Source organism: Marinobacter denitrificans, from assembly GCF_008795955.1.
Classification (GTDB): Bacteria; Pseudomonadota; Gammaproteobacteria; order Pseudomonadales; family Oleiphilaceae; genus Marinobacter; species Marinobacter denitrificans.
The window spans coordinates 212023-238811 of sequence record NZ_VMHN01000005.1; the positions used below are offsets into that span (position 1 = coordinate 212023).

General features: G+C 51.8%; 28 protein-coding genes. 20 read left to right on the forward strand and 8 right to left on the reverse strand.

Annotation, left to right across the window (positions count from 1 at the left end):
- Positions 1–54 precede the first annotated feature (54 nt).
- From FO268_RS15720 to nadC, 10 genes are all read left to right on the forward strand, one after another.
- Positions 55–1098, forward strand: a complete 1044-nt coding sequence (locus FO268_RS15720; RefSeq protein WP_150994213.1) for a TAXI family TRAP transporter solute-binding subunit — start codon at positions 55–57, stop codon at positions 1096–1098.
- A 159-nt stretch (positions 1099–1257) separates the two neighbouring features.
- Complete coding sequence (locus tag FO268_RS15725) at positions 1258–2595, forward strand: OprO/OprP family phosphate-selective porin (protein ID WP_150994214.1); 1338 nt, start codon at positions 1258–1260, stop codon at positions 2593–2595.
- Positions 2596–2646: 51 nt separating this feature from the next.
- Entirely contained in the window at positions 2647–4665 is a 2019-nt protein-coding gene (locus tag FO268_RS15730; RefSeq protein WP_225316778.1) for a TRAP transporter permease, read from the forward strand.
- Between the two features lie 40 nt (positions 4666–4705).
- Positions 4706–5563 (forward strand): VOC family protein, encoded by an 858-nt coding sequence (locus FO268_RS15735; RefSeq protein WP_008172184.1) that lies wholly within the window; start codon positions 4706–4708, stop codon positions 5561–5563.
- 56 nt (positions 5564–5619) lie between these two features.
- Positions 5620–6426 carry an SDR family NAD(P)-dependent oxidoreductase gene (locus FO268_RS15740; protein ID WP_039881928.1) on the forward strand — a complete coding sequence of 269 codons (807 nt, stop codon included), beginning with the start codon at positions 5620–5622 and terminating at the stop codon, positions 6424–6426.
- An 88-nt stretch (positions 6427–6514) separates the two neighbouring features.
- Positions 6515–7411, forward strand: a complete 897-nt coding sequence (locus tag FO268_RS15745; RefSeq protein WP_008172181.1) for a DMT family transporter — start codon at positions 6515–6517, stop codon at positions 7409–7411.
- A gap of 17 nt (positions 7412–7428) precedes the next feature.
- Positions 7429–7779: a non-heme iron oxygenase ferredoxin subunit gene (locus FO268_RS15750; protein ID WP_008172179.1), complete on the forward strand. Its 351-nt coding sequence runs from the start codon at positions 7429–7431 to the stop codon at positions 7777–7779.
- A gap of 20 nt (positions 7780–7799) precedes the next feature.
- Positions 7800–8792, forward strand: coding sequence for an amidohydrolase family protein (locus tag FO268_RS15755; protein ID WP_039881927.1), 993 nt, complete (start codon positions 7800–7802; stop codon positions 8790–8792).
- 9 nt (positions 8793–8801) lie between these two features.
- On the forward strand, positions 8802–9878 hold the full coding sequence (locus FO268_RS15760; protein ID WP_202336651.1) for an FAD-binding oxidoreductase: 1077 nt from the start codon (positions 8802–8804) through the stop codon (positions 9876–9878).
- 94 nt (positions 9879–9972) lie between these two features.
- A complete protein-coding gene (gene nadC, locus FO268_RS15765; protein ID WP_008172173.1) occupies positions 9973–10821 on the forward strand; it encodes a carboxylating nicotinate-nucleotide diphosphorylase in 849 nt (282 codons plus the stop codon).
- A gap of 7 nt (positions 10822–10828) precedes the next feature.
- Here nadC and FO268_RS15770 read toward each other — a convergent pair whose 3' ends face one another.
- Genes FO268_RS15770 through FO268_RS15800 form a run of 7 tightly spaced genes read right to left on the reverse strand, consistent with a single transcriptional unit; the run spans position 10829 to position 15610 of the window.
- Entirely contained in the window at positions 10829–11620 is a 792-nt protein-coding gene (locus tag FO268_RS15770) for an energy-coupling factor ABC transporter ATP-binding protein (protein ID WP_008172171.1), read from the reverse strand.
- Positions 11617–12381 (reverse strand): cobalt ECF transporter T component CbiQ, encoded by a 765-nt coding sequence (gene cbiQ / locus FO268_RS15775; RefSeq protein ID WP_225316780.1) that lies wholly within the window; start codon positions 12379–12381, stop codon positions 11617–11619. Before cbiQ ends, FO268_RS15770 begins: the two co-directional genes overlap by 4 nt.
- Positions 12378–12953, reverse strand: coding sequence for a carboxypeptidase-like regulatory domain-containing protein (locus tag FO268_RS15780; RefSeq protein ID WP_008172169.1), 576 nt, complete (start codon positions 12951–12953; stop codon positions 12378–12380). Before FO268_RS15780 ends, cbiQ begins: the two co-directional genes overlap by 4 nt.
- Positions 12946–13566, reverse strand: coding sequence for a cobalt transporter CbiM (gene cbiM / locus FO268_RS15785; protein ID WP_150994215.1), 621 nt, complete (start codon positions 13564–13566; stop codon positions 12946–12948). The genes FO268_RS15780 and cbiM overlap by 8 nt, the downstream gene beginning before the upstream one ends.
- Positions 13567–13574: 8 nt before the next feature.
- Positions 13575–14363, reverse strand: a complete 789-nt coding sequence (locus FO268_RS15790) for a DUF4198 domain-containing protein (RefSeq protein WP_150994216.1) — start codon at positions 14361–14363, stop codon at positions 13575–13577.
- Positions 14364–14390: 27 nt separating this feature from the next.
- Positions 14391–14873, reverse strand: coding sequence for a nickel-responsive transcriptional regulator NikR (gene nikR, locus FO268_RS15795; protein ID WP_150994217.1), 483 nt, complete (start codon positions 14871–14873; stop codon positions 14391–14393).
- Positions 14874–14926: 53 nt separating this feature from the next.
- Entirely contained in the window at positions 14927–15610 is a 684-nt protein-coding gene (locus FO268_RS15800) for a dienelactone hydrolase family protein (RefSeq protein ID WP_150994218.1), read from the reverse strand.
- A 316-nt stretch (positions 15611–15926) separates the two neighbouring features.
- Between FO268_RS15800 and FO268_RS15805 the strand changes: the two genes are divergently transcribed.
- From FO268_RS15805 to FO268_RS15850, 10 genes are all read left to right on the forward strand, one after another.
- On the forward strand, positions 15927–17396 hold the full coding sequence (locus tag FO268_RS15805; RefSeq protein ID WP_150994219.1) for a hypothetical protein: 1470 nt from the start codon (positions 15927–15929) through the stop codon (positions 17394–17396).
- Between the two features lie 20 nt (positions 17397–17416).
- Complete coding sequence (locus FO268_RS15810; RefSeq protein WP_150994220.1) at positions 17417–18193, forward strand: citryl-CoA lyase; 777 nt, start codon at positions 17417–17419, stop codon at positions 18191–18193.
- A 95-nt stretch (positions 18194–18288) separates the two neighbouring features.
- Positions 18289–19266: a TRAP transporter substrate-binding protein DctP gene (dctP, locus tag FO268_RS15815; RefSeq protein ID WP_150994221.1), complete on the forward strand. Its 978-nt coding sequence runs from the start codon at positions 18289–18291 to the stop codon at positions 19264–19266.
- 153 nt (positions 19267–19419) lie between these two features.
- The gene (locus FO268_RS15820; protein WP_191966974.1) at positions 19420–19890 is read left to right on the forward strand and encodes a TRAP transporter small permease; all 471 of its coding nucleotides are present in this window, start codon (positions 19420–19422) and stop codon (positions 19888–19890) included.
- Positions 19890–21200: a TRAP transporter large permease gene (locus FO268_RS15825; RefSeq protein ID WP_150994223.1), complete on the forward strand. Its 1311-nt coding sequence runs from the start codon at positions 19890–19892 to the stop codon at positions 21198–21200. The genes FO268_RS15820 and FO268_RS15825 overlap by 1 nt, the downstream gene beginning before the upstream one ends.
- A gap of 58 nt (positions 21201–21258) precedes the next feature.
- Positions 21259–22017: an SDR family NAD(P)-dependent oxidoreductase gene (locus tag FO268_RS15830; protein ID WP_150994224.1), complete on the forward strand. Its 759-nt coding sequence runs from the start codon at positions 21259–21261 to the stop codon at positions 22015–22017.
- Positions 22018–22094: 77 nt separating this feature from the next.
- Entirely contained in the window at positions 22095–22628 is a 534-nt protein-coding gene (gene accB / locus FO268_RS15835) for an acetyl-CoA carboxylase biotin carboxyl carrier protein (protein WP_150994225.1), read from the forward strand.
- A complete protein-coding gene (locus FO268_RS15840) occupies positions 22628–24001 on the forward strand; it encodes an acetyl-CoA carboxylase biotin carboxylase subunit (protein ID WP_150994226.1) in 1374 nt (457 codons plus the stop codon). Before accB ends, FO268_RS15840 begins: the two co-directional genes overlap by 1 nt.
- Positions 24002–24052: 51 nt before the next feature.
- A complete protein-coding gene (locus FO268_RS15845) occupies positions 24053–25180 on the forward strand; it encodes an MFS transporter (protein ID WP_150994227.1) in 1128 nt (375 codons plus the stop codon).
- A gap of 31 nt (positions 25181–25211) precedes the next feature.
- Positions 25212–26483, forward strand: a complete 1272-nt coding sequence (locus FO268_RS15850) for an MFS transporter (RefSeq protein ID WP_150994228.1) — start codon at positions 25212–25214, stop codon at positions 26481–26483.
- Positions 26484–26679: 196 nt separating this feature from the next.
- Here the strand turns inward: FO268_RS15850 and FO268_RS15855 are convergent.
- Positions 26680–26789: transposase domain-containing protein (locus FO268_RS15855; protein ID WP_150987750.1), on the reverse strand; the 110-nt coding region annotated here is incomplete at its 5' end.

A 26789-nucleotide genomic window follows, 5' to 3' on the forward strand; every position in this document is an offset into this window, starting at 1 on the left:
CTAGTTAGTGAGTAAAGCCAATTAACAATTACAATTGAGTGCGGAGAAAACGCTATGATTAAAATAAGAGGAAGAAAGTTCCTAATCAATGCTGTGGGCTGTGCGCTGGTGACATTGTCAATGACAGCGAGCCTCGCAAGTGCAGAAAACCGTCCAGAAATTGGTGATTCGCCGGTTAACGTTACCATTGCAGGCTATTCCTCCGGTGGCCAGGTGGCCGTTTTTGGCGAGGGTGTTGTTGACGCCGTGCGCCGGACTTATCAGGGCTCTAGCATCATATATGAGCCAGGAAATCCAGCGGGAGCGCTGGAATACCTGAAAAGCGGGAGACGTCCTTTCGCTCTGGTAAGTACCGTAGAGCCGAAAATGGCGTACGCAGGTCGTGCGCCGTTCCGGGAAAAATACCCGCCAGGCACAGTAAAGGGTGTTCTTAATGGTTCTCCCGGTGTATTTGATTTGATGGTGTACGCGCGTGCTGATTTTCTGGATGAGCATGGCGTTACGAGTTTTCGTGATCTTATCGAGAAAAAAGTTCCGATGAGGGTGTCCATTAATCAGCCTGGCAATCTTTGGGCCCGGGAACATGTTCGTGCGCTATTCTCCTATTTTGGAAAGACCATGGAGGATGTTGAGGAATGGGGCGGTGAGCTGGTTCCACAGCCAACGGGTGCGTCGCATGACCTGATGCGTGACGGCCGTCTTGACGTAATTATTACGGGGGGTGCGACGCCGTCGGGTAGGGTTGTTGAGCTGGGAAGTGTCATGGATCTCGCTTTTGTCCAGCTTTCTGACGAATTGGTCCAGCATGTCGCGGATGAGCTGGGTGCCAGTGTTGGTTCCATCCCGGCTGGCTCCTATGAATTTGTCAATGAGGAACTGGTAACGGTTGTGAGTAGCTTTATGATTGCTGCCGGTCCGGCGGCGACTTATGAGGATGCGTATAAGCTGGCCAAATCCATGTACGAACAGATGGAACATTACCGTTCCTCTCACAGAGCACTGCAAAAGGCGTCTCGTGAACAGCTGCCAAATGTCAGCTATCTCGAACTGCACCCTGGTGCGAAGGCGTTCTATCAGGAAGTAGGACTAATCGACTGATGGGATAGCTTTATCCCTGAGCGAAGCCCCCTCAGGATGAAGGGGGTTCGCTGAAATGAAAATGCTAAAAATTTTTGCAAGTTTGAGTATAAGAGATATAGTTTCAATAAATGAGATAAATTCTTATCCGATTACAACAAGAGCAGAAAGGGGAAAAGCATGATGAACAAAAACAAATCCAATCAGTTTCTGGATAGAAAAAGTCTGCTGGCGATCACAAGTGCTGTCGTGTTCGGTATGGGGTCTCAAGCGGTCGTTGCTCAAAGTATGAGTGACCGTGTGGACATGCTCGAGAAAGAGCTGGAAGCCATTAAAGCTGAGCAAGAAAAGTCCAATGTTGTCACCGAATACAAAGGCAACCGTCTGGGATTCACAAGTGAAGATGGTGAATTTTCGTTCAACCTAAACGGGCGTTTGCTAACAGATATTGCTTGGGCTGATACAGATGATAATAGCCGCGAGCTTGGTCAGGAGTCGTTCTTCCGTGCCGCGCGCCTGGCAGCATCAGGAACGCTTTATCGGGATTGGCAATACAAATTTCAATACGACTTTAATGATAGCGGTGCAAGCGGCATCAAGGATGCGTATTTGCAATACCATGGTTTTAAGCCGGCAGGTAATGATTTTGTACTATCGATCGGTAACCAGTTTCAGCCATTCGGTTTAGAAGGTCTGCAAAGTTCGAAATACACAGCGATGATGGAGCTGTCCGGTCCTGCTCAGGTGCTTGGCGCAGGTGCCAGAAGACTCGGTATTCGTGGTGATTTAGTCGGTGATAGTTGGGGTTGGGCTTTGGGTGTTGCTCAGCAGGTGCCCGGTACTCCCTCTCCACAGGACGATGATGATGAGCTGGATTTCTCTACTAAATTTTGGTTTGACCCGGTACTTGAAAAAGGAAGGTTGGTTCATCTTGGCGCTTCTTTGAGGCAGCACAAAACAAGCAGTGCCAGCAATGGCTTTAGAGTCCGGGCTCGTCCAGAGACTCGCGTAGATGGTTTCCGGGCCGTGGATACTGGATCGATTGGAAATACGAATGGCTTTGTTGCAGCTAATGTGGAAGCTGCCTTCACTCAGGGGCCACTCAATCTTAATGCGGAATATTATTGGGCTGAGTACGACGAACTCGAAAACGCAGGGGCAAGCACTGGTGAGGAGCCATCGTTCACTGGTGCCACGGTTACGGGTCTCTATTATCTGACTGGTGAGTCTCGCCCCTATTCACACAAAGGAGGTGTATACGGGCCTGCACGCCCGAATAATCCCCTGAGCAGAGGTGGTAGTGGAGCATGGGCCATCAGTGCTCGGTTCAGCACGCTTGATTTGACCGATAGTGGTATCGACGGAGGCGAGATGGACGTTGCCTCCCTCGGGCTTAACTGGTTCCCCGAGCGGCGTATGCGCTTCACCTTGGAAGGCGGGGTGGCATCCGTGGATGGCGGTCCGAACGATGGCTCAGACCCGACCTATGTCCAGGCTCGAACCCAGTTCGAATGGTAATAAATTAAGGAAGTCTAAAAAAAGTAATTCCTTCTGAGCCGGCGCCGCAGCATGAGTGCCGGCTCAGAAGTAATCGGTTCTGTAGACGTTGGTGCTGAGTCTATTTTTACGAGATTTTTTATGAACTTATTAAAAAGAACCATTTGGCTCGCGTTTTCTATGGGTAACAAGGTGCCCATGGAAGGGGGGCGGTACGCGTTTGTTGCACTATTGGCGGTCCCGCTGACAGTGTTCGAAATCTGGTACGCCGTTGCAGGCAATTTCGGGCGCCTGGAGCTGGCGATACTTTTTGTCGTGCCGATGTACACCATTTCTTTTCTTTCGATCAGCCACGCGCCTGATTCTTACCGCACGACTTGGGTCGACTATCTTCTGGCGCTTGTAAGCCTTGTTGCGGGCGTTTATCTAATCCTACAGATGGGGCGTTATCAGGACTGGATTGCAGGGCTGGATGTCTACAATACCGGGGATCTGGTGGTCGCTGGTATTTATTCATTGCTGACGCTTGAATTGTTAAGGCGTTGTGTGGGGCCTGGTATTTCGGTCGTTGTATGGCTGGTCATCCTGTACAGTTTGTTCGGTGGTCATCTATCTGGTTTTTTTGGCCACCGCGGCCTGGATCTGAGCTATATGCTCGAAAGCCTGATGGTTACGCCGCATGACGGGGGGTTGTTCTCCGCGCCTATTCAGGTGGCTGCTGTTTACGCGTTCCTGTTTATTACATTTGGCAAGTTTCTGGAGAAAAGTGGTGGCGGCGACTTTTTCTTCAATGTGGCGGCAGTGCTTGCTGGCCGTCGTACCGGCGGCTCCGCCAAGATTGCAGTAACTTCCAGTGGACTGTTCGGCATGATATCCGGCAGTCCGGCCTCGGATGTTATGACGACCGGGTCGATCACCATTCCCATGATGAAACGTGTGGGTTATTCCCCTCGCTATGCAGCGGCTGTTGAAGCCGTAGCTTCAACAGGCGGCAGTCTTTTGCCACCGGTTATGGGGGCTGTCGTTTTCTTGATGGTTGAGTTTACCGGCATTTCTTACACAAGCATCATCGGTTCGATACTTGTGTGCTCTATTCTTTACTATGTGGGAATCTACGTTCAGGTGCATTGCTATTCGGCCAGGCATAATGTGGGCCATATCGATGCCGTTGATATCCCCACCTGGCTCCACACGTTCCGCACTGGTTGGATTTTCATCGTACCGATGGGGTTGCTGGTGTACGTGCTCATGAGTGGCAGAACGCCAGCGCTTGCGGCAACTTGCGGATTGGTTGCTGTTATCGTCGTCAGCTGGTTTGTTGGTGGCAAGGCGATAACGCCCAGAAAATTTGTTCAGGGTTGTGTTGAAATCTGTACGGCAATAGCACCACTGATCGCAGCGGTCGCCGGCGCCGGAATCCTTCTTATAGGCCTCAACGTTACCGGGCTGGCATCGAAACTGTCGGCGTTGATCTTCAGTGTTGCCGAGGCAAACCTGTTGCTTGCGTTGTTGCTGGCAACGATTGTCACAATCATCTCGGGCATGGGGATGCCGGTTGTAGCTGTCTATTCACTGGTGGCGGTAATGGTGGCGCCGGCGCTTGTCGACGCAGGTCTGACTTTGCTACAGGCCCACCTGTTTCTGATATTTTATGGAGTGGCATCCTATATCACTCCGCCAGTTGCAGTAGCGGCTTACGTCGCAAGCAGCATTGCGGACGAGCGACCGATGGCGGTTTCCATGACGGCCGCCAAGGTGGGTCTGGTTGCGTTTACACTTCCTTACGCGTTTGTTTACAACCCCGGAATTCTGATGATCGGACCGCTGGAGACCATCGTGTTCGACGTAATCAAGGTTACCCTTGGAGTTTTGGTGATGTCTACGGCGGTTGAGGGCTGGTACCACGGCGAACTCAACCGGTATGCCAGAACGGCGCTCATAGTTTGCGGGCTTGTTGCGTTCTCCGTGTGGGACGTTGCGGGAGTTATTGGGTTGTTGTTGGCGATATTCTATCTGCTATTCAAACGCTTTGGGTCTAACGGTTCGACGCGCATTGTGTCCACTAAACCGCAGGCCGGTTTTGATAAATAATTCGTCGTTTATTGACGGTTGATTGAGGGGAGCAATAGTTATGATTCACTTACACGATATTTCCTACCTTCGTCTGGGTTGCCAAAACCTGAGTGAAATGGTTGAGTTCGCAACCGATATCCTTGGCCTGGAGCTTCGCCATAAAACGGATACTCATGCCTACTTGCGAGGTGATAGCAGCGCGTACAATATTTGTTACATTGAAGGTGATGCTGACTATGACGCCTGTGCCTTTGAAGTAAGGGAGCTCTCTGAACTTGATAAAGCAGAGAAAGAACTGGCCGCGGAAGGTATAACTGCAAAACGCGCAACCGATGAAGAGTGTGAGGAGCGCCAGGTAAACTCGGCGCTGTTCTTTGCGGATCCCAACGGCAACCGCGTTGAATTGGTGTATCGACCCTACCAGACAGGTGTTCGTTATTTTCCTGGCCGCGATGCCGGCATCACTGAGTTTGGTCACTTCGGCTTGCACACTGGTGACAGCGAGCGGGATATTCGGTTCTGGACGGAAGTGATGAGTGCCAGGGTCAGCGACAAGATCGGCGAGGGTGCTCTGCTACGCATTGACCCGGTCCATCATAAGATCGCGCTTTTTGCCTCTGAACATACCGGGGTACAACACGTTAACTTCCAGGTCGCAAGCATCGATGATGTCATGCGTTCCTGGTACTTTCTCCAGGAAAAAAACGTCCCCATCGTATTCGGCCCTGGGCGTCATCCGACATCGACTGCGATGTTCATCTACTTCCTGGGGCCCGATAAGCGCGTCTATGAGTACTCGTCCGGTGTAAAACGTATTACGGATGAGGAAAATCATACACCCCGTCAGTTTGAGATGGCACCGACCTCTTTTTGCATGTGGGGTGCAAAGCCCAATGTCGATGAATTCAGTGAATGAGAGCCGACCATACGATAAAGGCCGACTTTTATCGAATCATGTTTTTGGAGATTTGAATGACGAATTATCAATGTAAGCGGTTTTCCGGACAGGTAGCATTAATAACGGGCGCGGGACAAGGTATTGGTCTTGCGACTGCATGGCGTCTCGGTTACGAAGGTGCCAGGGTGGTTCTGGCTGACAAGGCTGAAAAACCGATCACCGATGCTGCCCAAAAAATGAAAGCAGAAGGTATTGAGGCAGTGATCGCGGTTGCCGACCTGTCAACTCTGGCCGGCGCCGAACTGGCAATGAAAACCGGTGTTGACGCGTTTGGCCAATTAGACGTTCTGGTCAATAACGTGGGCGGTACGATCTGGAAGAAGCCGTTCTGGCATTACGCGGAGGAAGAGATCCGGGCGGAAGTGGACCGCTCTTTCTGGCCGCCGATGTGGTGTTGCCGTGCTGTTATTCCTCATATGCAGGAAAATGGCGGTGCCATTGTTAACGTTGGTTCAAATGCGACCATGGGGATTTTCCGGATTCCCTATTCGGCGTCAAAAGGTGGTGTGGTTGGATTGACAACATCACTTGCTATTGAGTTAGCGGACTTCAATATAAGGGTCAACTGTGTTGCACCCGGTAATACCGCGGTTAAAGAAAGGCCAACTCCGAGGCTTGATCGCGAACTGACAGAGCAGGAAAAAGCCTGGAATCAACAGTTTTATGACTACGTTAGCCGCGAGGGGCTCTTTAAGCGTTCCGCTTCGGTGGATGAACAGGCCGCGGCAATTGCGTTTTTGGCCTCTCCAGACGCTTCCTACATCACCGGTGAAATTATAGATACCGGGAAACGAGGCATGAGAATTTCGGAGGTAAGCTGAAGATGGAGTTTGAATCTCAGCGAATTCTCGCGTCAAGGAGGGTGTGTAAGGCACTGCCGGGAATAGACTCATCCCGGGTACGCAGGTCATGAGCAGTGAATTGATTGCAGTTACGCTGGCTTTGACTTCCGCATTGATGTTTGCTTTTACCTTTACCCTTGTCAGGGTTGGGGTAAAGACGGCTTCCAGCGAAACTGCTCTATGGGTTACGTTGGCCATCAATGTGGTCTTTCTCTGGGGCTGGAGTCTCGTTGGTTATGGCTGGCAGTTTGGTGACTGGTGGCAATGGCGATACTTTTTCATCGCGGGTATATTCGCCCCTCTCTTGGGGCGTCTTTTCCAGTTTCTGGGGATGGCGAAGCTAGGCTCTAACATCACAACACCACTGACATTGACCCACCCGGTGGTTACGTTGGTGCTTGCCATGGCGTTTCTTGGGGAGACGCTGACGCTTCTCGGGTTGTTTGGTGCGTTGCTCGTTATCATTGGGAGTGTGTTTGTTGGGTCTCAGGGAGGAAAAAACCAAACAGCCAGCTTGAAGGCGGTTCCGAAATCCTATCTTCTTCTGCCAATGGTGGCTTCTTTGTCTTACGGGATCTCGATGGTATTTCGTAAGATCGGAATCGATATAGGAACGGATGCTGTTACCGCGGCAGCGGTAACGACAACGTCTTCATGGTTGTTTGCTAGCATTTACACGGGGGGCAGCAGTGGATTCAGGAAAATTCGTTGCACTACGAATGAGTTCGGGTTCTTTCTTCTGGCGGGAATCTTTTCTTCACTTGGCCCGGTTCTTCTCTATTTTTCACTGCAGTATGCGGATCTTGTGATTGTAGCGCCTCTTGCATCGACAACACCGTTGTTTGTGTTGTTGATGTCCTACCTTTTTCTCCGTGCAGATGAAATTTTTACAACAAAGGTGGTCATGGGAACCATTGCCACAGTTTTGGGCGTTATGATGGTTACCATGTACGGAATAGCTTGAATCAATGAGGAGTAAACATGAATGATGCAAACGACAGAAAACATTTCTATGTGTGTAAGGAAGACGACCTAGCGGATAATGAAATGGTGAGGATTGACCCGCCCGATCAACCTCCTGTTGTCGTTTACAGAGTTGGGGGCAATTTTTTTGCCACAGATAACACCTGTACGCATGGAGAGGCCAGCCTAGCGGAGGGCGAGGTGGACGATGATTTTATCATAGAATGTCCTTTCCACGGTGGCACCTTTGATATTCGGACAGGTGAGGCTGTTGATTTTCCGTGCGTGCTACCCCTTAAGTCCTATCCCGTCACAGTTGAGGGTGGGTGTGTCTATGTAAATCTTGATGAGGGTAAAGCCCCGGCGTAAGGCCTTGGGCGGAGAGCGTTATGATTGATTCACATACTCATGTGGTGCCTGATAATTTCCCACCTTACCCTGGCAATGATGCCCACAATGCATGGCCTTGCATGCATTGTGGGCACGGTAACCATAAAACCGTCATGATCAGAGGGAAAGCATTCCGAGAAGTGAACGATACATCCTGGAGTGCCACCTCAAGATTACGGGAAATGGACGAAGAGGGCGTTGATCGGCAGGTCTTGTCACCGATGCCTGAGTTGTTGTCCTACTGGTTCAATACACAGGACGCACTTGCATTTGGCCGCCATATTAACGGCACGATTGCCAGCCTGGTGGCGGAGGTTCCAGATCGATTCTTCGGATTGGGCATGGTGCCTCTACAGGATCCGGATGTTGCGGCAAAGGAAGTCAGAGTTCTTAAAAATGAGTTCGGCTTGCTGGGTGTGGAAGTGGGAAGCAACATCAATGGCGTGGCCATGGGCGACCGTCGCTTTGACCCATTCTTTGCGGCTTTGGAAGAAGAAGATATGTGTCTGTTTGTTCATGCACTTCATCCCAATAAGGATCGGTTGTATCCGTTGCCGTTGATGGAGCCTCTCGTTGCATTCCCAAATGAGAACAGCATAGGTATTGCCTCGTTCCTGGTGAATGGTGTCCTTGAGCGTTTTCCAAAGTTGCGGATTGCCTTCAGCCATGGCGGTGGCGCATTTCCGATGACCTTGCCCCGACTTCAGAATGGCTGGGAGGTCAGCGGTGCTCTGCGGGAAGCAATGTCATTGTCACCAATGGAGCAGGCTCGTCGGTTCTGGTACGACACTCTCGTCTATGATGAAGACGCAATCTCTTATTTGACGAAAATCTATGGCATCCGGCAGGTAATGATGGGCACGGATTATCCTTTTGTTATCAGGGATAAACACCCGGGCAAACGATTTGAGTCCCTGGGGCTCAACGAGCAGGATGTGATGGCCCTGACTGACCACAATTGCTTGCGCTTCCTGGGATTGATGAAGTCTTAAGTTCGAGCTGTGATCTTGAGATTGTCGTCGAAAAGAAATCAGATCAATAATATACGAGGGAAAAATATGCCTACCATCAAGATTGAGGGTACTGGTGAGCAGTTTGAACAAACTGAATCGCAGGATTGTATCCTTCGCGCAGGCCTTACAGCCGGCTATGGTCTGGCCTATGAGTGTAACTCCGGTGGTTGTGGTACTTGTAAATTCCAGTTGATCGAAGGCGAAATTGAAGAGCCCTGGCCCACCGCGCCGGCTCTTAGTGCCCGCGATATAAAAAAGGGTAGAAAGCTGGCCTGTCAATGCAAAGCCAAAACTGATCTCGTGATTAAAATGCGCACCGACCCGGAATATGCGCCGATCAATCTGCCAGCCCGGTTTGAGGCAACCCTGAGTTCCCGTAGGGATGTCACAAGTGACATTGTTGAGTTCTGCTTCCAGGCCCCCGATAGCTCGGACGCAAAGTTTCTGCCAGGGCAATACGCAATGCTCACCTTTCCTGACGGCAGGGGGCCACGGGCTTACTCCATGAGCAATCTTCCCAATGGGGACGGGGTATGGGAGTTCTGGATTCGAAGAAAACCCGGGGGGGAAGTCAGCGGTGCGCTTTTCGATGAGCTCAGGGTTGGGGGTAGGATTGTCGTCGATGGACCATACGGCCACGCCTATCTGCGCGCTGAAAGTGAAAGGGATATTTTGTGTATCGCTGGTGGTTCCGGCATTTCGCCTATGCTGTCCATCGCGCGAGGCGTGTTGATGGACCCTGATATGGAAGGCCGTCAAGTACACTTCTATTTCGGGGGCAGAACGCCAGAGGACCTGTGTGGCCTTGATGAACTGAAAGCGCTACCAGGTTTTGACAGGCGTGTTCATTACCGGCCCGCGATTTCAATGCCTGAATATGCATCGGATTGGACGGGTGACACTGGATTCATTCATGAGATCGTAGAGAATCAACTTGGAAATGAGCTTTCAAGGTTCGAATGTTATCTTGCCGGGCCGCCGCCAATGGTTCAGGCGACCACAAAGATGCTTCAGTTGCAGGGAAATGTTCCAACTGGCCAGATACACTACGATCCGTTCTATTAACGTAACCCGCGGGTTTCAAGAATCAGGCGTTCCTATAAACTGAGGCTTTTGTCTCGAACCAGGCGTGTTGTTAAATTAGCAAGGAGTAAAACAAGTGCGTGTATCAAGATTGGTTGTTCGGGAAGATGTGAGACGTGCTCTGGACGAGGATCTCGGAGCCGGGGACATCACGGCGGGCCTGATTCCTTATGGACATGTTGCTCATGGGCAAATAATCTGCAGGGAACACGCTGTGTTCTGTGGAAGAGAATGGTTTGATGAGGTTTTCCAGGAGATTGATCCCAGGATTACCATTGAGTGGGACGTTGATGACGGCGACCCGCTGATTCCCGACCAGGTATTCTGCCGCTTCTCAGGACCGGCTGGTGCACTGGTGCAAGGGGAGCGTACTGCACTCAACTTCCTCCAGATGCTTTCGGGCATCGCGACCGTATCGCGGCGGTACTCGGATGCGCTTAAAGGCTTTGGCACGGGTGTGAAGTTGCTTGATACCCGTAAGACCTTGCCAGGGCTTCGGGTTGCCCAGAAATACGCGACCGCATGCGGAGGCTGCGTCAATCACCGCCTTACCCTTGCGGAGTCGTTTCTGGTCAAAGAGAACCACATCGTCGCCTGCGGCTCCATCACCAAGGCTGTAGGGGTTGCGCGTCAACACAACAGCTACTCGAAACTGGAAGTTGAAGTCGAGAACCTTGATGAACTGCAAGAGGCCCTGACTGCTGGCGCAGACATGGTGTTACTGGATAATTTCACACCGCAACTGGTGCATGATGCGCTAAAACTGAATCAGGGCCGGATGCTCATTGAGGTCTCCGGAGGAGTGAGCTGGGATACCTTGAAGGATTATGCCATAAAAGGGGTAGACTTCATTTCTGTGGGGGCACTCACCAAAGACCTGAAAGCAGTCGACTTCTCAATGCGATTCAGTTATTCCGGAACCTGATGACCGTCTAGCTTTTTTGCCTGTTCGCATCGCCGGGATGATAATGAGATGAATGCTCCGGGTCTGAAGGGGGAGTGTGTGTGAGGTCGTCATCTGAATGTACATGTTTGTGTGAGTGAACGTGAACATGGGGGTGCTGATGAAGAATGGAATTCACGAAAGATCCATTTTTTATCAGCACTGCCCGTGTAGCCAACTGGTCAATCAGATCCTGGTCGTGTGAGGTGAAGACGAGCGCTTGTGAGAGTTCTGCCAGACACTTGATGAGTCGTTGCCTGGCGCTTTCATCAAGGCCGGTTGTTGGTTCGTCCAGAAGAATGATGTCTGGGTCCATGGCGAGCACAGTCGCGATAGAGACCAACCTCTTTTCTCCGCCAGACAGTTTATAGGTAATCCTTTCTGATAATTCCCCCAAGCCGAGTTTGTTCAGAGTGTCAAGGGCTATAGCCCTGGCATGCCTGGGACTGTGCCCGAGGTTGATAGGACCGAAGGCGACATCCTCGATTACGGAAGGACAGAACAGCTGATCATCAGAATCCTGAAACACCAGGCCGATTTTCGACCGTATCTGATGAAAGTCGGATTTATTGTTGAGTGTTTTTCCGAATGCGGTGTAATCCCCCCCTGATAGTGGATGGAGCCCGACCAGAGCGTCCAGAAATGTGGACTTCCCAGTGCCGTTCGCTCCAAGTAAAGTAACCCTTTCGCCAGGGTTCAGGTGGAAGTTTATGTCACTTATCAACCGTTCGTTATTCCGATCAATGTTTACACCCTGGAGTTCCAGTAAGGAAGAGGTCATGTCATGTAACTCCTGAATATCAGGCATACGGAGGTAACGGTGGCTAGTGTGAGGGTAATACTGTCAAAAACTTTCCATTGGCTCTCTGAATGAAAGGTAAAGGAACCGTTGAAGCCGCGACACCTCATGGCGTTGCTCACTCTGCGCGAGCGCTCGAAACTTCTTACCAGTAACATGCCGACCAGCCAGCCAAAAGTGCGCCAGGTGTGGACATTGGATCTGGCGACGAACGCCCTTGCTTTCATGGCGCGACGAATGCGAGCATATTCGTTCTCCAGTACACTGATATAACGAACCGACATGAGCAACAACTGGACCAGATTCCCGGGCACTCTCAACAGCCTGAGTGCATTGCCAACCTGCAGCGGTGACAGGGTTCCAATCAAAGCAAGGTTCAGCAAGGTAATGGTATTGATTTTGAGGGCAATAACCGCTGCAAGCTTAAGGCCCTCCCCTGACGGTACAATCGGTCCGAGCTCGAATAAGGGTTCCCCGGTGGTGGTAAAAGGAAGAACCAACAGCAAGACAATCACGAACCCTTCCAGCAGAACTAAACGGTGAACCACCGAGAATGCACCGAGGCCTGCAAGTGCCGTGATCCCAGCTGCAAACACAAGGGCACCGGTGAGTATGACAAGACTATCAATACTGATCAGTGTGACTGTGGTCAAAACCGCTGTTAGCAGTCTTGTACGGGGATCAAGATAATTGATCGCAGAAGTACCACTTTGATCGGTCTGAGCGTGCAGGGCATTACTCACAGCCTGGATCCCCGACGCCTGGAAAACCAGAGCATACCGAGCCCGGCGAGTCCTGCTATATAACCAATACCCCCGAGTATGTCCTGAATTCGCCGTTCATCCTGGACCTCCTGCAGCTCCGCACGCAGCGGAGCAACCTGGCCGGAAACGGCACTTTCAATCAGTGTCTTCAACTTGCCTGACTGAGGCTCACACAACGGAGGTAGAGAAGCAGGGTTTGACGGTTGCAGACTGTCCGGTTCTGATTCGGACACAATCACTTCGGACATCTGGACGTCCCAATGTGCAACATGACCCTCCCCCGAATTGGCACTGATGCGGTAGCCCTGGCGAACATTAACAGGAAAAGAGAAGCTGCCGTCGGTATCCGTGCGTGTGTTTGCGATCTCGTCATCACCTTTGAGGCTGGCCAGAGAAACCCGTGCATTTTTCAGCTTCTGACCTCCAGAAAAGTATACTTCTCCGGTGATTCGATCCTGTTCAGCGTAAGCAAACACTTTAAGTTGATGCGCCTGTACTGGCCCATGGAAGATCAGAAAACCAAGAATTGTCAGCAGAGTTTTGTTAAACATGACGGCCCTCCTTTGGCAGAATTAATTCCGGTGCGACACGCTTGATAAACCCAACCGTGAAGCCCGTAATTACGCCCTCGATAGCCATCAAAGGAACAAAAGTTAGCAGGATGATCTTGGCTGCGGGAATCAGGTTTGGATCAGAGAGCATGATAGAACTCGTTAACAGAATGCCCGTCATGCAGGCACCAAGGCCGCCTGCGAGAAGACCGAGCCAGAATGATTTCCTGGGTGACGCGTTGTGAATTAGCGGACGTATGACAATGGCACACAACACCGCTGGGAGCGCCAGGTTGACCAGATTAACGCCCAGGACAACCAGCCCTCCATAGCCAAAGAAAACCGCCTGAAGGACGAGGGCAATCAGTATGGCGGGCACAGCCACGATACCCAGAACAATGCCCATCAGGCCATTCAGCAACAGATGAACACTGCTGACCCCCACAGGGATACTGACCAACGAAGAAACAAATAGGGCAGCTGCAAGCAGAGCTGTCTGGGGGATGCTTTCTGCCGGCATTCTCTTCAGAGAGTAGCCCAGCATTGCAATCCCCAGGACAGCACCACCGATCAGTACTGGCTCAGAAAGAATGCCTTCCGGTATATGAGCCACGTGGCTGTTTACTCCATATCCTGAACGTAAACCCAGATGAGCCCACCTTCTTCGACATCCACGGTTTTGCCATCCGGATTTTTCATCGGCTTATCCGCTGTTAGCAGTGCAGCGAACCCCCACCAGCCCTCACGGGGCATCGCGTAGCTGAATACTCCTTGCTGGTCGGCCTTAATGGTCTGGGTTACAAACTCATCAGAAGGGATGGCTACCGAACCATCGTTTCTCCACTCAACTTCTACCATTGCTCCGGGCACAGGCTCGCCATCTTTCAGTACCACGCCCCTGAATAGATTTCCGGACCACAATCCATAGGGTTGGGTCATAGGTTCGATTTCTACCGGCATGCCGACGAGTTGGTCCCAGGCGCTGCTGCCACCGTAGGCACTGACGATGACTTTGGTGTAATGAACGATCATGACTTCTTCTGAGGGTTCCCAATAAGGCTCCGGTTCAATGAAGAAAACATGATCGCCGGGTCGTGCGACAGAGTGGCTTGCTGAATAGTGTCGCTTTCCATCTTCTTCATGAATGGTCAGGGAGCCGAGAAGATCTTGCTGTTCGCCCCTTGTCATCACGCCAAACCGAACCGGCATGTCGATATCCATTCTGGGACCAGTGGCCATCGGATGGGTGAATTGAATATCGAGATTAATGGACTGGCTAGTCTGTTCTGAAATCACAGCGTGTTGAGGGATCAATTCCAGAAAATGGGCCGATGAAATGGCAGGTACAATGAATAACCAGGCTCCTGCAACAAGGGCGTACTTTCTTGCTTTCTGGGAACTAGCTGACATCGGTAATTCCTTTTCGCTTCGGCCAGTTCAGGTGGCCGGGTGAGTATGAACGTGCTGGTGTGGCTCATGGGACGTGGATAACCCGTTGTGACTGTGGGATGCCACTTCATAAACCACTGGCAGAAGGTAGATCTGACCGTGACGAATGCCCGGTTTTGCAATCAGGTTTTCGCTGAACGCCCTTAGCTCCTTTGTCGGGCCACGGGTTACAAGTGTTTCAAAGCAATGGTCATGATCCAGGTGGACCTGCAGCGTTGATACCAAAACGTCGTGGTGTTGATGCTGTATCCGTGCCAATCGGGTTGCCAGCTCCCGTTCCTTATGGCTATACACATAGGTAATCGTGCCAATAGAGTGGCCATCCAGGGAGTGCTCGAGCTCATCTGTTTCAAGTTTTTTCCGAATTAGATCCCGAATCGCCTCGGAGCGGTTGTTGTAGCTGAAGCGATGGAGAAACTGGTCAAAAAGTTCTGCAAGATCGTCGTCAAGTGAAACTGTGAAACGTTGCATGTATACTCCTTGATACTCCGGCGTCAGGTATGAGATACCTCAGCCTGGGGTGTTCAGGCACTGGTGAAGTTCTGCGACAAAAAGTCCAGGGTGCGTTGCCACGCCAGCTCTGCGCTGGGCCCATGAAAACTGTCCCGCAAATTACAGTTGAATCCGTGTCCCGCGTCGGGATAGATGCAGATATTAAGATCTGCCTCCGAGTTTGCGGCCCTGATGTCTTCGACGTTCTCCAGGGGGATCACGTGGTCGAGTGCCCCGAAATGGAGTAGAGCCGGGCACTGAGGGTGCTGATCTCTGAATTGGTGGATGTAAGAACCGTAGTAACAAACTGCGGCCTGGACCTTGGGCGTGCTGGCTACCAGCCAAGCGATCGTTCCCCCGTAACAGAAACCTACAACGGCCACGGGGCCGGACTGGGCGAGATAGCTAATGCTTGCCAGTGTGTCGTTGAGTGCGTCGTTCCACTCCAGGCGTGAACGCAGGTCCCTTCCCTTATCAACGTCCTCAGTCGAATAGCCCAACTGGACGCCTGGCTCCAGCCGATCAAAAAGCGATGGGGCAAGCGCGTCGTAACCACTCTGTGAAAACCGTTCACACACATCGCGAATGTGCTGATTAACTCCGAATACTTCCTGGATGACAACAACTCGTCCCTTGCAGGGAGTACTGAACGGTATCGAGTGGTAAGCGGAAAATTCATGCCCGTCATCAGCGTATAGCCTTAGCCAGTCAGCCATTATCTGAACCCTCTGACCGTTGGTATCAATTCACTATGGTCGTTCAAGTTGCCGTGGACCTGTCGTGCATTCATACCAATTATTAATTAATGAGATACTATCTTAACTGTAGAAATATTGGCGGCGTGTTGTCAATGTATTTTTGTTGGGGCATTAGCGCTTGACAGGTTTTCCTCCCAGAGCTAGCCTGATTTCCATATGATAAGAAAGCATCTTGATAGATGGAAACTAGTTGGCGGCCCAAATGTTTCTGGAGAGCCTTTAATCACCCTTTGATGTGCGAGGGGGAACGCAAGGTGAGTGGCGCGAGGATTTTATGAGTCAGATCAATTTTATAGATACAACATTGCGTGATGGTCAGCAAAGTCTCTGGGCGCTCAACATGAAGACGGAGATGATGTTGCCTGCCCTCAAGCAAATGGATGAGGCGGGTTTCGAGGCCATGGAGTTTTTTGTCCCGATTGTGCAGTTAAAGAAGATGATCAGAGATCTTAATGAGAATCCTTGGGAGTGGCTCCGCCAGGGAGCGGCTGTGGCCAGGAAAACGCCTCTTCGTTTGCACGCGGGTTACAAGGGTGGGTTGGGTAAGGTGCCTGAATCCGTCAAAAAACTCATGGTTCAGAAAGTCATTGACCAAGGTATAAGTTGTGCGAGGATTTCCAATCCGTGGAACGACTTTGTGGAGCTCCGTGAGGAAGTCGACGAGCTGAAGCGGATGGGAATGGATTCTGTTGTTAATATTATCTACTCCGTGTCACCGAGGCATACCGACGACTACTTCGTGAAGCGCGCTCGTGCTGCCGCGAAACTGAAGCCCTATCGTCTTTGCTTCAAGGATGTGGGTGGTTTGCTTACCCCGGAGCGAGTCCGTGAGTTGTTGCCCAAGATTCAGGCAGTTATTGGGGACATCGTTCTTGAATTGCATGTCCATTGCAACAATGGGCTTGCGCCACTGAACGTTATCGAGGCAGTCAAACTCGGCATCACTCATGTGCATACCGCCGTGCCCCCGTTGGCAAGCGGTTCGTCGAATCCGTCGATTTTCAATACTGCGAGTAATCTCCGTGCCCTTGGCCACGACACACTGGTTTCGGAAGAATTGCTGAGGCCCGTGGAGGAGCATTTCACGACGATCGCGAAACGCCACGGCTTTGTAATCGGTACACCTTTCGAGTACGACGAGAGTCTGTACAGTCATCAGGTTCCTGGTGGCATGATTTCCAATCTTGAATACCAGTTGGCAAAAGTCGGTATGTCGGGGCATCTGGAGGCGACTCTTGAAGAGGCGGCGCGGGTCAGGGCCGATTTTGGCTTTCCGATCATGGTAACGCCTCTCTCCCAGTTCATTGGTACTCAAGCGGCGATCAATGTGATGACCGGCGGACGCTACGAGCAAGTCACCGACGAGTGCATCTACTATGCGCTTGGTCAGTTCGGTAAGGAAGCGACCGAAGTAATGGACCCTGATGTCAAAGACAAGATCCTGAGTAGAAACCGTGCCAAGGAACTTGCCAGCAAAGAGTTTCCGGAGCTCACCTTACCGGAAGTGCGTCGTAAGTACGGTGAAAGCCTGACAGACGAAGAACTGATCCTTCGCGCCTTTATCGATGAGCAAGCTGTTGAGGTTGCACGGCAGTCGCGTCCTTCGTCAGAGGGAGGGCTCAGTTCGCGTCAACCCATCGTGGAACTGGTGGGTAGCTTGTCACGATTGAAAGACAGGGGCTTTGTATCTGTCCAGAAAGGTGGGGATTTCTCATTAGTCATGAGTAAGTCGCCACAGGCCTAAGCCAATTCGAAGGTTATGTGATGAAAATCGGACACTCTGAAGCGCGAAGCTCAATTGCAACGGCGGATGCGGCGTCGATACATATTCGCGGTCGCAATCTGAGCAAGGATTTGATAGGGCAGATCTCCTTTACCGAGTTTTACTTTCTTTCGCTAACCGGGGAGCTGCCAACAGAGATCCAGCGTGATTTTCTAGACGCCACCCTGGTTGCCATTGCTGAGCATGGATTAACTCCTAGCGTGCAGGCAAGCCGTATGACCTATGCTGCGGCGCCTGAAGCACTTCAGGGCGCTGTGGCGGCAGGAATTCTCGGGTGCGGGAGCACGGTTCTGGGGACTGCCGAAGCTGCTGGCCAGGTGCTGAAGGAAGGTGTTGAGCGGTGGCACAAAGAAGGAGGGGAGCACGGCCCCGTGGCACTGTCACAGGCAAAGTCGGTGAAGGCTTCGGGTAGGCGCTTTCCCGGTTTCGGACACCCCTTGCACAAACCGGTGGACCCTCGCTGTGAAAGTTTACTGTCCATGGCGGAAGAACGCGGTGTCGCAGGTGACTATTGCCAGTATACACGGGCCCTTCAATTAGCAGTGGATAAAGTGTGGGGAAAACATCTGGTAATGAACGTTTCCTTTGCTATTCCTGCAGTGCTGCTGGATGTCGGCTTTCCGGTTCAGTCGCTCAAAGGTATTCCGATCCTGGCGAGAACGGCAGGTTTGCTTGCGCATCTTTATGAGGAAGCAAACAAACCGATTGGCTTTCATATGGCTCACGCTGCGGAGGAATCGGTTCAGTATAAAAAATAACAGTGGATTACGTGCTCGAGCGAAGCAACACGGCAAGTTATTCAAAATTAGGGTATCGACAAACAGAACAAGACCAATCCCTGAAGGAGAAAAGTATGTGTCGTAAATTTGCATTATGTATGTCTCTGGTGATGAGCCTGACACTCAGCCAGGTACTGGCAGCTGAGCAATTCCGGGTACTGAGTAGCTGGGATGACAGCTATGAACCGGTTGGCCAGATCCTCGGAGGATTTCTGGAGCGCCTTGAAGAAGAGTCGAACGGCGAGATTACCTCCCGGGTTTCGGGGCCAGAAACTTTCCCCCCCTTTGAACAACTGGACCCGGTTTCCCGTGGACTAATGGACATGCTGTTCACCAATGGCGCCTATCACTACAACGATACCGCTGTGGCCATGTCTCTGGACTCTCTGATTGGTGGTCCTGACAAGCTCAGGGAATCCGGCATTTGGGATTATGTGGACGAGCGTTATCAGGAGCGGGGTCTCAAGCTCATTGCTGTGCTTTATGACATGAATGGCTATGCGATCATGCTTCGTGAAGCCCTGGATCCTGACAACGGCCTTAAAGGTCGTCGGATTCGTGGCACCCCTATTTACCACCCGGTCATTGAAGCGCTTGGCGCCTCCCCCGTGGTCTTGTCTGCCAGTGAAATATACCCGGCTCTGGAGCGTGGAGTTGTCGACGGTGCAGCATGGCCAACCGTTGGCCCTGTAGGGTTGCGCCTGTATGAGGTGGCGGACTATATGCTGAGACCTTCATTCGGACAGGTCGGTCATGAGGTTTTCATGAGTCTGGACAAATGGAACAGTCTTGACGAGGAAACGCGTGACCTGATTTCAAAAGTGGCGGAAGAATACGAATCAGAGGCGGTGGAAAAATTCAATGAAATTGTCGCTGCCGAGGAAGCCACGCTTGAAGAGAAAGGCGTGACTATCACCGAGTTGAATGAGAAGCAGCAGGCTCAGGTCGACAAGGCCTGGTTTCAGGGCGCAATGGACCTTGCTGAGAAGCAAAGCCCTGAAGCTGTGAAACGAATTCGCGAACTTGCTGCGGATGCGGGAATGGCACCCTGATCGGGAGTCCGACCGCTTTGTTCGGCTTCGGGGTATGTGTCTCCGGACCGAAGCCGAACCTTTTTGAATAGATGTTTGAACTGAAGCGAACCCTTAATTATGACAATAAAACAGAGTTCGGTTTTGGCGGGTGTTTTGCAGTGGCATGATGTTGTGTCACGAACTTTATATCAATTGGGCATCTTCGCGCTTGGCGCGATTGTCGTTATTTATTCCTATGAAGTTGCTTCCCGTTACGTTTTTGGTGCCCCAACACGTTGGGCCAGCGATTTCGTGTCGTTTTTGCTGCTCATCACCGTTTTCCTTGTTATGCCCTGGCTGACACGGGCCGGTGGTCACGTTGCGGTAACCGTACTGAACGATCAACTGCCTGAAAGGGGCCGGCAAGTGATGCTCCGGGGAGGATATGTTATTGGCGCAGCTGCCTGTTTGTGTCTCGGGTACATTGTTTACGTGGAAACGCTGACGCTCTACGAGCGTGGGTCCGGCACCCTCAGTACCGTAAGTATCCCCAAGTGGACACTTTTCTCACTCGTCTGTTATGGCCTGTTTAATTCCGGGCTGTATTTTCTGCGCCTGGCTGCGGCGGGCCGTGGCGTTAAAAAGCCCGCGGGGGAATACTGATGATCACGGGGATCCCCGCAGTTCTGGCAGGTGCAGGACTACTATTGCTGTTTATGCTGCTCGGCATGCCGGTATTTGTGGCTTTCATGCTGGTAAACCTGATTGCCGTGTTTGTACTTCTTGGACCGGCCGGTTTTGGCATGCTTGCCAGCAGTTTTTATGATACCACCACCTCGGGATCGCTGGTTACTATTCCACTGTTTATCCTCATGGGGGAGATTCTGTTCCGAAGCCATGCTGTGGACGTATTGTTCCGCTCAATGGACGAACTCATTGGGCATATACGAGGTCGGCAATATGTCCTTTCAATCGCTCTGGCTACAATTTTCAGCACTCTGTCCGGTGCGGCAATGGGCGTGGCGGCAATGTTGGGCCGTTCCCTGCTGCCGGGAATGATTGCCAGGGGCTATGATCCAAAACTGTCGGCTGGCAATATTCTGGCAGGCGCAAGCCTCGCCCCACTGGTGCCTCCTAGTGTCCTGGTTATCATCATCGGCACCCTTGCCAGTGTGTCGATTGCAGGGTTACTGGTTGCCGGTATCCTTCCGGGCCTTATGTTTGCTGGCCTGTTTCTGGGCTATACATTTATTCGTATCCGTTTCAACCCAAAGTTGACACCGGAATTCGAAACCATTGACCGGGAGGTGACTGCCAGGGACAAGGTGATGGCGGTCGTCAGGATGCTGCCGTTTTCCATCATCATTATATCGGTGATGGGTTTCATCCTCATGGGTATTGCGACTCCGAATGAGGCTGGTGCAATGGGTGTTGTGGGAGCTTTGGTCGCTGCGGCTATCTATCGACGCCTGAATTACAGGATGGTGGCGGATTCCCTAGGTTCGGCGGCAATGATTTCAGCGATGATCTTGATAATAATGGCCAGCTCCAAGCTTTTTAGTCAGTTATTGGCTTTTACTGGCGGAGCCAGTGCGCTTACGGAATGGGTCGCAGCCATGGAATATGCGCCCTGGATCATGCTCATCATTCTGATGGCGCTACCTTTTGTGCTCTGTATGTTCATTGATCAGATTGCGTTGATGCTGATCATTATTCCGATCTACAAACCGATTATCGAGATTCTTGGTTTTGATCCACTGTGGTTCTGGCTGCTTTTCCTTGTGAACATCACCGTTGGAGGTATGACACCACCTTTCGGTTACACGTTATTTGCGTTGAAGAGTGCATGGACGGAAGGGACCCTTGTGCAGGTATATGGGGCGGCCTGGCCATTCGTTCTGTTATTTGTGTTTGGCATGGTTTTGCTGGCTATTTTCCCCGTACTGGCAACGTATTTGCCCAGTCTGCTGTGAAAAATGCCGGGTACTGTCTGCAAGGCAGGTGGACTGTTTATTCTGATCGGGAGATCGTATGGCTCATGTTGATAAAAAAGTAGTGCTCATCACCGGAGCTGGCCAGGGACTGGGGCGATGCTTTGCTCACCGGTTTGCCGATAGCGGTGCAATTGTGATTGTCAGTGATATCAACGAGCCTGCGGCCAAACAGGTTGTTGACGACATCCGGGCTGGCTCTGGCGAGGCTATGGCGTTGCCCATGGATGTGGCTGATGAAGAGTCCGTATGCGCCGGTATTGACGAGGTAGTGGAAAACTATGGGCGCCTTGATGTACTGGTTAATAACGCCTCCATCTTTTCGACCCTCAAGATGCGTCCCTATGATGAAATTCCGGTGGCTGAGTGGAGGAAGGTGATTGACGTCAATCTCACCGGTGTCTACCTCTGCAGCCGATTCGCTGCCGCGCCTATGCGGGAATCAGGCTGGGGGAGAATCATCAATATCTCGTCGGCTGTAGTGAATATGGGGCGGCCGCTGTATGTGCACTATGTGGCGTCCAAGGCAGGTGTTATTGGCCTCTCCAGAAGTCTCGCCCGTGAATTGGGGCCATACGGGATCACCGTCAACTCTGTCCTGCCAGGCGCGACTGATACTGAAATCGAGCGGGATACGGTAACTCCAGAGCAGCGGGAGGCTCTGATTCGAATGCGGTCGATACCTCGGGGGGAAACTCCTGAAGATCTTGCGGGCGTTGTCCTGTTTCTGGCATCCGACGATGCAAGCTTTTTGACGGGACAGAGCTTAACGGTAGACGGTGGTACAACGTTTCTCTAGTAAAACAGTGCTATCTCCAGGGTGCGTCCCGTTCCGGGAGGCTTTAGACTTGATACGGAAACAAGAGGGTTGTTGATATGACACTTTCCGAAAAAGATGTGTTGCACATTCTTCGGCTGGTTGAGGAATCCAGTTTTGACTCGCTGCAGCTTGAGTATGGCGATACCAAGATAGCAGTCAGCAAATCCGGTAATTTCTTGCCGCAGGTCGCGCAAGCACCTGCACCGGTTGCGGCAGATGCTCCCGTGGCCCCGACTCCTGCGGTTCAGCAGAACACTGAAAAACAGGATCAGCGCCCAGCCCCTGGCAATGTTGCGCCCCAGCCACAGGCTTCGGCCGCCGCCACTGCATCATCAAGTCTGGTTGCGGTGGAGGCACCGGTAGTCGGGGTATTCTATGCGGCGCCGGAACCAGGTGCGGAACCTTTTGTCCAGGTTGGCTCCGAGGTTGATGCCGACACAACCGTCGGCCTTGTTGAGGTCATGAAAGTGTTTAATGGCGTCTCGGCCGGTCTGAAGGGCAGGATTGTAGAAATCTGTGTTGAGGATTCCCAACTGGTCGAGTATGGCCAACCCCTTTTCATGGTGGAGCCTGACGGGGGGGCTGGTTAATGGGTATTTCCAGAGTCTTTGTTGCAAATCGTGGCGAGATCGCGGTTCGCGTTATAAGGGCCTGTAAGGCACTGTCAATAGAGACCGTATTGGGCGTTTCCTCTGCAGACAGGGAAACCATGGGGGCCCGCCTTGCAGACAAAGTCGTCTGTATTGGTCCGGCAAGGTCAACGGACAGTTACCTGAACCGACAAGCCATTCTCGCAACGGCGTTGGCAACAGAATGCGATGCCATACACCCTGGTTATGGTTTTTTATCCGAGGATGCTGAATTCGCCCGACTGTGTCACGAGAACGGTCTTATCTTTATTGGGCCTACGCCTGAAAATATCCGTCGCATGGGTAACAAGCTTGAAGCAAGGTCTCTGGCCAAAGAGTTTAATGTTCCGTTGGCTGAAGGTTCGGCGCGTTTGTATTCAGCGGATGAAGCCCTGGAAACTGCGGAGCAGGTGGGGTATCCGATTCTCTTAAAGGCAGCCGCGGGTGGTGGTGGCCGCGGTATCAGGGTTGTTGATGCAACTGAGAAACTGAAAGCTGCATTCGAGGGAGCTTCAGCTGAGGCAGCGGCCGCATTCGGTGATGGCGCTATGTTTATGGAGAGGTATATCGGTAATGCTCGGCACGTTGAAGTGCAGATTCTTGCTGACAACCATGGCAACGTCATTCACCTGGGCGAGCGCGACTGCTCGTTACAGCGCCGATACCAGAAAATGGTTGAAGAGTCTCCTGCACCAGGTCTGTCAGATAAGCTTCGTCAACAGATTCACGAATCCGCTGTAACGCTGGCGAAAAATATTGGCTACGTAAGCGCTGGCACCGTGGAATTTATTGTGGATATGGATCGTTCGCAGTTCTACTTCCTGGAGATGAACACACGGGTTCAGGTAGAGCATCCGATTACGGAAGCGGTCACTGGTGTTGATATCGTGGCTCAGCAATTGCGCATTGCGGCAGGGGAAAAACTGGATATCAATCAGGGCGAGGTCAAGGTTGAAGGGCATTCTATCGAGTGCCGTATAAACGCTGAAGCACCTCTGCGAGGATTTCAGCCTTCTCCTGGTCGCATCAGCCGTTGGCGGCCACCTTCCGGTTCGGGCATCCGTCTTGATAGTCATGGTTTTGAAGGATACTTCATGCCGCCTTACTATGACTCGCTTCTTGGCAAGCTCATTGTTCACGGCAAAGACCGGCAGGATGCTCTGGCCATGATGGAGCAAGCGCTTGCGGGATTTGAGATTGAAGGTGTCGATACCACCATCCCGTTCCTGCAATACGTAATCGTGAATGATGACTTTGTGACGGGGAATTTCAATACCCGCTGGCTTGAGAAAGTCGCAACAACCTTTCTCGAAAGTCAGGCCGTTGATTCGTAAGCGATCAACGTGCCCGATACCTTGTCTGGCTGATGCCGCGGTAGTTTCAGGATGACTATCAAAGTCGTATTGGGCGTCACATTTGGCGTTTATCTTACGCTAAGTGCTACGCGCCCGATGATCTCACTGTACGCCGCCAGCCTTGGAGCCAATACGCTGGATGTTGGTCTGCTTGCGTCGTTGTATGCATTGCTACCGTTGTTGCTTGCGATGCATGTGGGCAAGCTCTCTGACGTGATTGGTGATCGGCTGCCAGTAGTAATAGGCTCTGCCGGTATAGCCATCGGGTTGATTCTTCCCTTTGCGATCCAGTCGCTGTGGGCCCTGTATCTGACCCAGATCATCGTAGGTGTTTCCCAGCTACTGTGTATGGTTTCCGTGCAGAATCTGATCGGAAAAATTACCACGGTTGAAAACCGGGATCATCAGTTTGCGATATTCACCCTTTCAGCATCCGTCGGGAATCTTATCGGACCGGTGTGCGGAGGCTACCTCGCAGATCAGTATTCCTACGCGGTAGCCTTTCTTGTGGCGGGTGTTGCGGGAGTCGTTCCAGTGCTTCTGGGGTTCTTCCTTCCATCTATTAAGGGTGGAACAAAATCATTAGTCAAGCAGTCAAGCGTCCTGTATTTTCTGAAAAATCCTTCAATACGCCGCGCCATGGTGACCAGCGCGCTCGTGCTTTATTCCCGGGATATCTTCATTGTTTATTTTCCATTGTTCGCCAGCGAAGCGGGTCTTTCGGGATCCACCATTGGATGGATTATTTCCATTCAGGCATTTGCACAGATTGTGGTGCGGTTTCTCCTGGCTCGTTTGTGCGACATGTTCGGGCGAAATGTTGTTCTTTTCGTATCAATTCTGACCGCTGGTGCTGCTTTTCTGTTGATGCCCATGACAACGGAAACTTGGGTTCTCGGCCTGCTGAGTGGGCTGATGGGGTTGGGGCTTGGGTGCGGGCAGCCATTGTCGATATCAACCACCTACAGCGCTTCACCAAAAGACAGAACAGGAGAGGTTCTTGGACTGCGGTTGGCAGTTAACCGGTTTTCACAACTCCTTGCACCCGTATTTTTTGGGGTGTTGGGCGCCTCTGGAGGCTTGGTGCTGGTGTTTTATGTGAGTGGCGTTTTTCTGATGGGAGGGGCCTGGCTGTCCAGAGACCGAGAGGTTGCCTGATAAATGCGAAGGCTGATGTTCTCCAGTAGTTATGACCCTTAATATCCACGGGGATTTAAAGCGAGGTTTTCAGGTGTCACTTATTATAAACAGAAGGTTGATTGCTTTTCTGGTTGCTTTGGCCGCAGGAATTGTTATTGCCGCTCAAATCGGGAAGATGCCCTCTGCATTACCCGTATTGAGGAACTCTTTTGACCTGTCGCTTGTACAGGCGGGTTGGTTGTCAGCCTCTATTAATGGCGCGGCGGCCGTACTAGGACTTGTGAGTGGTCTGCTTGCAGCAAAAACCGGTGTGGGAAACACGTTGCTGCTTGGTCTGTTTGCAGCGGTCGTGGGCACGGTATTGGGTGCGCTGAGTACCACGGGTGAGATGTTGCTGGGAACACGACTGTTGGAGGGCGTAGGTTTTGTTCTGATAGCCGTATCTGCACCATCCATTATTGCCGCCGCTGCAACGCCAGAGTGGCGGCGGCGAGCGCTGGCGATATGGGGATGCTACATGCCCATTGGCGTTGCCGGTATGATCGTCCTCACACCGATGCTTATCGCAACAGGAGGGTGGCAAACTGTTTGGTGGGTGAATGGGGGGTTGCTTGTTTGTGTATTGGTTATTGCCTGGAGTATGAAGAGTGCTTTTCCAAAGACGCAGCCTTCCCCAGCCGGCAAACAGTCGTTGTTGAGCCAACTTCGGCAGAGTACCCAGCTAACCGGGCACTGGGTCATGGGTGGTGCTTTCGCAATATACTCTTCCCAATGGTTCATGATCGGCACCTGGTTACCTTCCTTCGCAGTCAGCTATATGGAGTTTTCCCTGAACCAGGCTGCACTGCTGACAGGTCTGGTCATGCTCGCAAATGCTTTGGGAAACCTGGCAGCCCCTTACCTGGCGTCTGTCGGATTTACCCGGTGGCAGGTTATTGCTGCCGGGCAGGTTTTAATCTCCGGCTTTGGTTTCGTGGTGTTCTCCTCGGACATTCAACCAGAACTGAGAATGTTTGCTGCGATCGCTGCATCAATAGCAGGCGGCACTATTCCCGGTACCGTGATGGCTGGTATTCCAGTTCATGCCCGCGATGCATCGGAAGTCGCTTTTGGTAATGGTATTGTTGTCCAGTGCATAAATGTTGGCATTCTACTTGGTCCTCCGGCAATCGCAGCGGTCGTTGCTGAATTCGGTGGTTGGGACACTGGCCGGTGGGTTTTTCCTTTTGTTGGTTGTTTTGGCGTAGTATTGGCGTTCGTGCTCAGGCGTCTGGAGTTAGTCAAGTTCGGAGCTCCGCCAGACACGAAAGCAGCTTCCTGATGTTCGGTAGAGGCGGGAGGATGGTTGGCAGAATCACTGATTCAGGAACCACTTTGGCTAACAGAATGATTTACCTTTTATTTTAATAGGTGCCGAATCCCGGCACTGTCGTTTTATCGCGTCATACTTTAACGTGACTTTGAACCTCTTTCGGAAAGAGCTCATCAGGTGTCATCCTTTTGTAAGCGTCCGCCCATCACACCTTGTCAGGTATAGCCGGCTTCCAGTTGTGGGGCAATAGCTCGTCGATGGCGTTGTTCTTCTGCGTCGGAAGGCGGGTCAGCACATCCTTCAGGTAAGCACAGG